We start from the raw sequence: 7,384 nt of genomic DNA, 5'->3' as shown, positions 1-7,384 counted from the left end.
CGGAATTGGTAGACGCACCAGATTTAGGTTCTGGCGCCGCAAGGTGTGAGAGTTCAAGTCTCTCCGACCGCACCATGATTGAAAAACCCAGCATTAATTTGCTGGGTTTTTTCTTTTTTCCGATTCTGGACTCGGTAGATCTCTGATTTATCGAATTAAAAAAGCGAGCTCATGGCTCGCTTTTTTTCTATCTATTGCTTTTCTACCTGACGCATTGGGTATCCAGACTTACATACCCAATGCGTACTTCAATACTTGAGCTTTAATCGGCCCTGAGTTTTCCGCTAACTTTAATGCCGCATTACGAGCGAACTTCAGTGGCCCTAAATCATTACTAAAGCCTTTGTAGAACACATCCATGCCAGTTTGCATTAGCAAGTTATCTGGTCGACGAGCGCGCTCATACTTGGCGAGTAATGAATCATTAAGTTGCTCTTGCTGATCCGTCACTGAAAGCAGGACATCAACATCCTTGAAGCCAAGATTCACGCCTTGCCCAGCAAGTGGGTTAATTGTATGGGCAGAGTCGCCCACTAACACGCAATTCTTGTTTGAATAACTTTGAGCATGACGACGAGTCAGTGGGAATGAACCAAACTGTAAAACGTTGATATCACCCAATTCAGCTGGGAAGTGACGTAAGATCTCTTCTTTTAGCTGGGGGTTCGTCATCGCACACAATTGCTTAATACGTTTTGGTGAGTCATACCAAACCAGCGAACCCTGCCCCACTTCTTTACCATCTTCAGTTAATGAGCATAGCGGCAAGAACGAACGTGGACCTGACGGAGTAAATTGCTGCCAAGTGATGTCTTGTTGAGGAAGTTCGGTTTTCACGTTGATCAGCATGCAGTGTTGACGGTAATCCCACGCGGTTACGCCAATACCCGCCAATTGCCGAACTTTCGAGTTCGCGCCATCGGCACCAATCACCCAACTAGCCTCAAACTGCTCGCCACTTTCTAACGTTACACGGTTTACCTCGGCAAATTCGATGTCTTTCAATCGCTCTGGGCACATCACCGTTAAGTTATCGTACTGTGCGAAAGCTTGCCAAAGACCAAGTTGGATTAGTCGGTTTTCAACGATATAGCCTAGCTGCTCTAGTGACAGTTCATCAGAGTGAAAACGAGTACGGCACTCTGGGTGTTCCCACGTTTCCAAACGACGATAAGGACACACTCGCATGCTCTCAATTGCTGACCACGCATCTAATGAATCAAGTAACTTTACTGATTGGTGTGAGATTGCTGAAACACGAATATCCAAGGCTTGAGAAGCTTCAAAAGCCTTAGGTTCAGCACCTTCCACAACCACAACACTTCTGCCCTGCTTAGCAAACCCGACAGCCATCGCTGCACCGACCATGCCGCCACCGATTACGGCGATATCATACTTGTTCATTTTTTGCTCTTCATCGTATTGATTATTTGGCGTTTTTTAATTGTACGTTCCACGGCTATTTTTACAAAATTCTTTAATACAAAACCTTGCTTCGTATGGGGTAAAAATCTAGATTTCATCAGGGTTTGCAGAGAATTCGTCAGATCACTAGTCAGGTGCTTTTTAAAGCAGTACAATACGCCGCTTACCGCCGAGATGGCGGCTATAATTTGAGCAATAGCTCTCCGATTTAAGTACAACTGAACGAGCGAAAGTGAGATGAGTAAGAAACTGCTAATTAAAACCTGGGGCTGCCAGATGAACGAATACGATTCATCAAAAATGGCCGACCTGCTTAATGCTGCAAACGGCTATGAGCTGACCGAAGAGCCAGAGGAAGCAGACGTACTTCTACTTAACACCTGTTCGATCCGTGAAAAGGCGCAAGAGAAAGTTTTCCACCAGCTTGGTCGTTGGAAAACACTAAAAGATAAAAAACCTGGCGTGGTTATCGGCGTTGGTGGTTGTGTAGCAACTCAAGAAGGCGATCACATTCGTCAACGTGCTCCATACGTTGACGTAATTTTTGGTCCACAAACCCTTCACCGTCTTCCTGAGATGATTAAGCAATCTCAATCGGATGAAGCACCAGTCATGGACATTTCATTCCCAGAGATCGAAAAGTTCGACCGTCTACCAGAGCCTCGTGCTGAAGGTGCGACAGCGTTCGTTTCTATCATGGAAGGTTGTTCTAAGTACTGTACTTACTGTGTAGTACCGTACACTCGCGGTGAAGAAGTAAGCCGCCCAATGGATGACGTACTGTTCGAAATCGCACAACTAGCAGAACAAGGCGTCCGCGAAGTGAACCTACTGGGCCAAAACGTAAACGCGTACCGTGGTCCTATGCACGACGGTGAGATCTGTTCATTCGCAGAACTGCTTCGTTTGGTTGCGTCTATCGATGGTATTGATCGTATCCGCTTTACAACAAGCCATCCATTAGAGTTTACTGATGACATCATCGCAGTATACGAAGACACACCTGAGCTAGTAAGCTTCCTTCACCTACCAGTACAAAGTGGTAGTGACCGAGTGCTGACTATGATGAAACGTCCTCACACTGGCATCGAATACAAGTCGATCATCCGTAAGCTACGTAAAGCACGTCCTGATATCCAAATCAGTTCAGACTTTATCGTTGGTTTCCCTGGTGAAACAGACAAAGATTTCCAAGACACAATGAAGCTAATCAAAGACGTAGACTTTGACATGAGCTTCAGCTTTATCTTCTCTCCACGCCCAGGGACACCAGCGGCAGATTACCCTTGTGATCTATCAGAGCAAGTGAAGAAAGAGCGTCTATACGAGCTGCAACAAACCGTAAACACACAAGCAATGCGCTACTCTCGTCTAATGCTAGACACTGAGCAACGCGTTCTGGTTGAAGGTCCTTCTAAAAAGAACCTAATGGAGCTACGTGCTCGTACAGAAAACAACCGTGTAGTAAACTTTGAAGGTAGCGCAGACCTAATCGGTCAGTTCGTTGACGTGAAGATTACGGACGTATTTGCTAACTCACTACGTGGTGAGCTAGTACGTACAGAAAAAGACATGGACCTTCGTAGTGTGATTTCACCAATGCAAATGATGGCGAAAACACGTCGCGAAGATGAGCTAGGTGTAGCTACTTTTACGCCATAAGCTCGTACAAATAGCCATTGAGAGCCTGGTCGTTGTCAGGCTCTCGTTAAGTGGCATAAAATGAGAGGCACCATTGAGCAATAAAATCGTAACGCTAGAAATCAATCTAGAACCTTCAGACAACCGCCGACTTGCAAGCCTGTGCGGTCCATTCGATGACAACATCAAGCATTTAGAACGTCGTTTAGGCGTTGAAATCAACCACCGTAGCGATCTTTTCACCATCGTGGGTAAACCTCATACCGCGGCAGCTGCGCTGGATATTCTCAAAACCCTATACGTAGAAACAGCACCCGTTCGTGGTGAAACACCTGACATTGAGCCAGAACAGATCCATCTGGCAATCAAAGAATCAGGTGTACTGGAACAGACGACAGAAGCAACGTTCGAGCACGGCAAAGAAGTCTTCGTAAAAACCAAAAAAGGCGTGATCAAGCCGCGTACACCGAATCAAGGTCAATACTTGATGAACATGGTGACGCACGATATCACTTTCGGTATCGGTCCTGCGGGTACAGGTAAAACCTATCTCGCGGTTGCAGCAGCCGTTAACGCACTAGAGCGTCAAGAGATCCGTCGTATTCTGTTAACTCGCCCTGCGGTTGAAGCAGGTGAGAAACTGGGCTTCCTACCTGGTGATTTGAGCCAGAAAGTCGACCCATACCTACGTCCTCTCTACGATGCCCTATTTGAAATGCTGGGTTTTGAGCGCGTAGAAAAGCTGATTGAACGTAACGTGATAGAGGTTGCGCCTCTTGCTTACATGCGTGGTCGTACTTTGAACGACGCTTTCATCATTCTTGATGAGAGTCAAAACACCACGGTTGAGCAAATGAAGATGTTCCTGACCCGTATCGGCTTCAACTCTCGTGCCGTTGTGACTGGTGACGTTACCCAGATTGACTTACCACGCGGTGCAAAATCAGGTCTTCGCCACGCAATTGAAGTACTGAGTGAAGTTGATGACATCAGCTTTAACTTCTTCCAAGCAGACGATGTCGTGCGCCACCCAGTGGTTGCTCGTATTGTTAATGCTTATGAGAAGTGGGAAGCGCAAGACCAAAAAGAGCGCAAAGAGTTTGAAAAACGCCGACGCGAAGAACGTGATGCTAAATTGCTAGAAGCAGCAAAAGCAGAGCTGAGTTCACAAGTCGCGGCGAGTAAGGAATAAACATGGCAATTGAACTTGATTTGCAACTGGCAGTCGAAAATGAAGAAGGTTTACCTTCTGAGCAAGATTTCCAATTGTGGCTAGATAAGACTATTCCTCTATTTCAGCCTCAAGCGGAACTGACGATTCGTATTGTCGACGAGCAAGAAAGTCACGAGCTAAACCACGAATACCGTGGTAAAGATAAGCCGACTAATGTGCTGTCTTTCCCATTCGAAGTACCACCTGGTATGGAAATGGATCTCCTAGGCGATTTGATAATCTGTCGCCAAGTAGTTGAAAAAGAGGCAATTGAGCAGAACAAGCCTCTACTAGCACATTGGGCGCATATGGTTGTACATGGCAGCTTGCATCTGCTAGGTTATGATCATATCGAGGATGATGAAGCTGAAGAGATGGAATCCCTCGAGACAGAAATCATGCAAGGCATGGGTTACGAAGACCCGTACATTGCTGAAAAAGAGTAACTTTGGTTGCTCGACAGGGAAAAGCGAACCACCTAGGTGCGACCTCGTGATCGCTTTTCTATGTGAGCTATCACACATCTGATAGCGTTACTTAATTGAGAAACAATGAACGAAGATAATTCTCCCTCTTCTAATGAAGGCAAGAAAGAAAAGGCAGAAGGTCCGAGTAGAAAGTCCTTCTTTGAACGTCTAGGTCAACTATTTCAAGGCGAACCAAAAGACCGCCAAGAGCTTGTGGATGTTATCCGCGACTCAGAAATCAACGACCTGATTGACCACGACACCCGCGACATGCTTGAAGGTGTTATGGAAATCTCTGAAATGCGCGTGCGTGACATCATGATCCCGCGTTCGCAAATGGTTACGGTTGAGCGCACAGACGATCTTGATACTTTGATCGCTCTAATTACTGATGCTCAACACTCTCGCTACCCTGTGATCAGCGAAGATAAAGACCATGTAGAAGGCATTCTATTAGCGAAGGACTTACTCAAATACTTGGGCTCAGGCAGTAACCCATTTGATATCGAAGAAGTAATTCGACAAGCAGTGGTTGTACCGGAAAGTAAACGTGTCGACCGCCTGCTAAAAGAATTCCGTGAAGAACGTTATCACATGGCGATTGTTGTCGACGAATTCGGTGGTGTTTCTGGTCTAGTAACAATCGAAGATATCCTTGAAGAAATCGTAGGGGATATTGAAGATGAGTTCGATGACGAAGAAGAAACCGATATCCGTAAGCTAAGCAAGCATACCTTTGCTGTCAGAGCTCTGACAACCATTGAAGAGTTTAATGAGACATTCGGTACCGACTTCAGCGATGAAGAAGTGGATACTGTAGGTGGTATGGTAATGACTGCCTTTGGTCACTTACCATCTCGTGGTGAGTTGGTCGAAATTGAAGGCTATAACTTCAAAGTCACCGCTGCCGATAACCGTCGTGTCATTCAACTCCAAGTGACGATTCCAGACGAAGAAACGCTGGTTGAAGCCACTCAAGAGTAACGCGATACCCTAATAACGGGAATATCAGAAAAATATAATGATGAATGTACTCTTTCATCGCCTAAAGCGGCCCTTAGTGGCCGCTTTTGTTGGCGCTTCCACTACCCTAGCATTTGCCCCTTACCAGTTATGGCCTATTGCCATACTCAGCCCTGCTATCCTTCTTATTCTCCTTGCAAACCAATCACCTAAGCGTGCACTTTGGATCGGTTATGCGTGGGGACTCGGCCAATTCTCCACCGGCGTTAGTTGGGTTTATGTCAGCATCGCTGGCTTTGGCGGGATGCCGCTCATTGCAAATCTATTCCTGATGGGTTTGCTGATTGCTTACTTATCGATTTACACCGGCCTATTCGCTTGGCTCAGCAATAAGTTCTTCCCACAACTTACCCTCACTAAAGCATTATTAGCCGCTCCTGCTCTGTGGTTAGTCACTGATTGGCTACGCGGTTGGGTTATGACCGGCTTTCCATGGTTGTGGCTGGGTTACAGCCAAATTGATGGCCCATTGGCCAGCTTCGCACCTATTGGTGGTGTTGAACTCCTGACCTTATTCATACTAATGAGTGCTGGTTCTCTGGCTTACGCTTGGGTGCATAAGCAGTGGCTGATGGTCATTATCCCTGTGGTTTTGCTCAGCGCAGGTTTTGGCATCAGCCAATACGACTGGGTGACACCTCGTCCAGAAGACACAACCAAAGTCGCCTTAATCCAAGGTAATGTTGATCAGAACCTAAAATGGCTACCAAGCCAACGCTGGCCAACCATCATGAAGTATGCCGACTTAACGCGTGAAAACTGGGATGCCGACATCATCGTTTGGCCTGAGGCTGCGATTCCGGCATTTGAAATCGAAGTCCCGTCGTTCTTGAGAAACATCGATGCTGCGGCGAAAATGAATAACAGCGCGATCATCACCGGCGTGGTTAACCAAGGAGAAGACGGCCAGTTCTACAACAGCATTCTCTCATTGGGTGTGAATCCATATGGCGATTACAGCTTTGATTTAGACAAACGCTATCACAAACATCACTTACTTCCATTTGGTGAATTTGTTCCATTTGAAGAGGTGTTACGTCCATTAGCGCCCTTCTTCAACTTACCGATGTCATCGTTCAGCCGTGGCGATTTCGTACAACCAAACATTGTGGCGAATGGTAAACATATGGACCCGGCTTTGTGCTACGAGATCATCTTTAGCGAACAAGTTCGTCAGAACGTCACAGACGATACTGACTTCATACTAACGCTATCAAATGATGCTTGGTTCGGTCACTCCATTGGTCCACTACAACATATGGAAATCGCACGCATGCGTGCATTGGAGCTTGGAAAACCGCTGATTCGTTCAACCAATAATGGTTTGACAGCTGTTACTGATCATAAAGGTAAGATCATCGAGCAAATCCCTCAGTTTGAGACAGCGGTATTGCGCGCAGAGTTGGTTCCGACAGACGGACAAACACCTTATCGCACCTTTGGTACTTGGCCATTATATATCTGGGCAGCACTGAGCCTTATATTGGCTTGGTGGTTACCAAGAAAACGCAAATAACATCAAAAAAAGAGGCTCTGGTAGCTAATGCCAGTCAGTTAAGCTGACTGGCATTTTTCTTTTTCCAGATTGGATACTTTGCTGATTTGTAACGGAGAA

The 7,384-nt window shown here is 46.2% G+C and carries 6 protein-coding genes; 5 read left to right on the top strand and 1 reads right to left on the bottom strand.

Annotated elements, in window-relative coordinates; genetic code table 11:
- Window positions 1-228: 228 nt before the first annotated feature.
- Window positions 229-1,404 carry a 2-octaprenyl-3-methyl-6-methoxy-1,4-benzoquinol hydroxylase gene (locus OQJ86_RS25860; protein ID WP_038873825.1) on the bottom strand — a complete coding sequence of 392 codons (1,176 nt, stop codon included), beginning with the start codon at window positions 1,402-1,404 and terminating at the stop codon, window positions 229-231.
- Window positions 1,405-1,662: 258 nt separating this feature from the next.
- Between OQJ86_RS25860 and miaB the strand changes: the two genes are divergently transcribed.
- From miaB to lnt, 5 genes are all read left to right on the top strand, one after another.
- Entirely contained in the window at window positions 1,663-3,087 is a 1,425-nt protein-coding gene (miaB, locus tag OQJ86_RS25855) for a tRNA (N6-isopentenyl adenosine(37)-C2)-methylthiotransferase MiaB (protein WP_038873822.1), read from the top strand.
- Window positions 3,088-3,160: 73 nt separating this feature from the next.
- On the top strand, window positions 3,161-4,258 hold the full coding sequence (locus OQJ86_RS25850) for a PhoH family protein (RefSeq protein ID WP_265992119.1): 1,098 nt from the start codon (window positions 3,161-3,163) through the stop codon (window positions 4,256-4,258).
- Between the two features lie 2 nt (window positions 4,259-4,260).
- Window positions 4,261-4,725 (top strand): rRNA maturation RNase YbeY, encoded by a 465-nt coding sequence (gene ybeY / locus OQJ86_RS25845; protein ID WP_038875833.1) that lies wholly within the window; start codon window positions 4,261-4,263, stop codon window positions 4,723-4,725.
- 105 nt (window positions 4,726-4,830) lie between these two features.
- Window positions 4,831-5,730, top strand: a complete 900-nt coding sequence (corC, locus tag OQJ86_RS25840) for a CNNM family magnesium/cobalt transport protein CorC (RefSeq protein WP_038873816.1) — start codon at window positions 4,831-4,833, stop codon at window positions 5,728-5,730.
- Window positions 5,731-5,767: 37 nt separating this feature from the next.
- The gene (gene lnt / locus OQJ86_RS25835; protein ID WP_038873814.1) at window positions 5,768-7,285 is read left to right on the top strand and encodes an apolipoprotein N-acyltransferase; all 1,518 of its coding nucleotides are present in this window, start codon (window positions 5,768-5,770) and stop codon (window positions 7,283-7,285) included.
- Window positions 7,286-7,384 lie beyond the last annotated feature (99 nt).

The organism is Vibrio sp. Sgm 5, assembly GCF_026241575.1.
GTDB classification, from domain to species: domain Bacteria; phylum Pseudomonadota; class Gammaproteobacteria; order Enterobacterales; family Vibrionaceae; genus Vibrio; species Vibrio jasicida.
The sequence above is the reverse complement of the archived record's forward strand: the minus strand, read 5'-3'. Positions and strand labels throughout refer to the sequence as shown.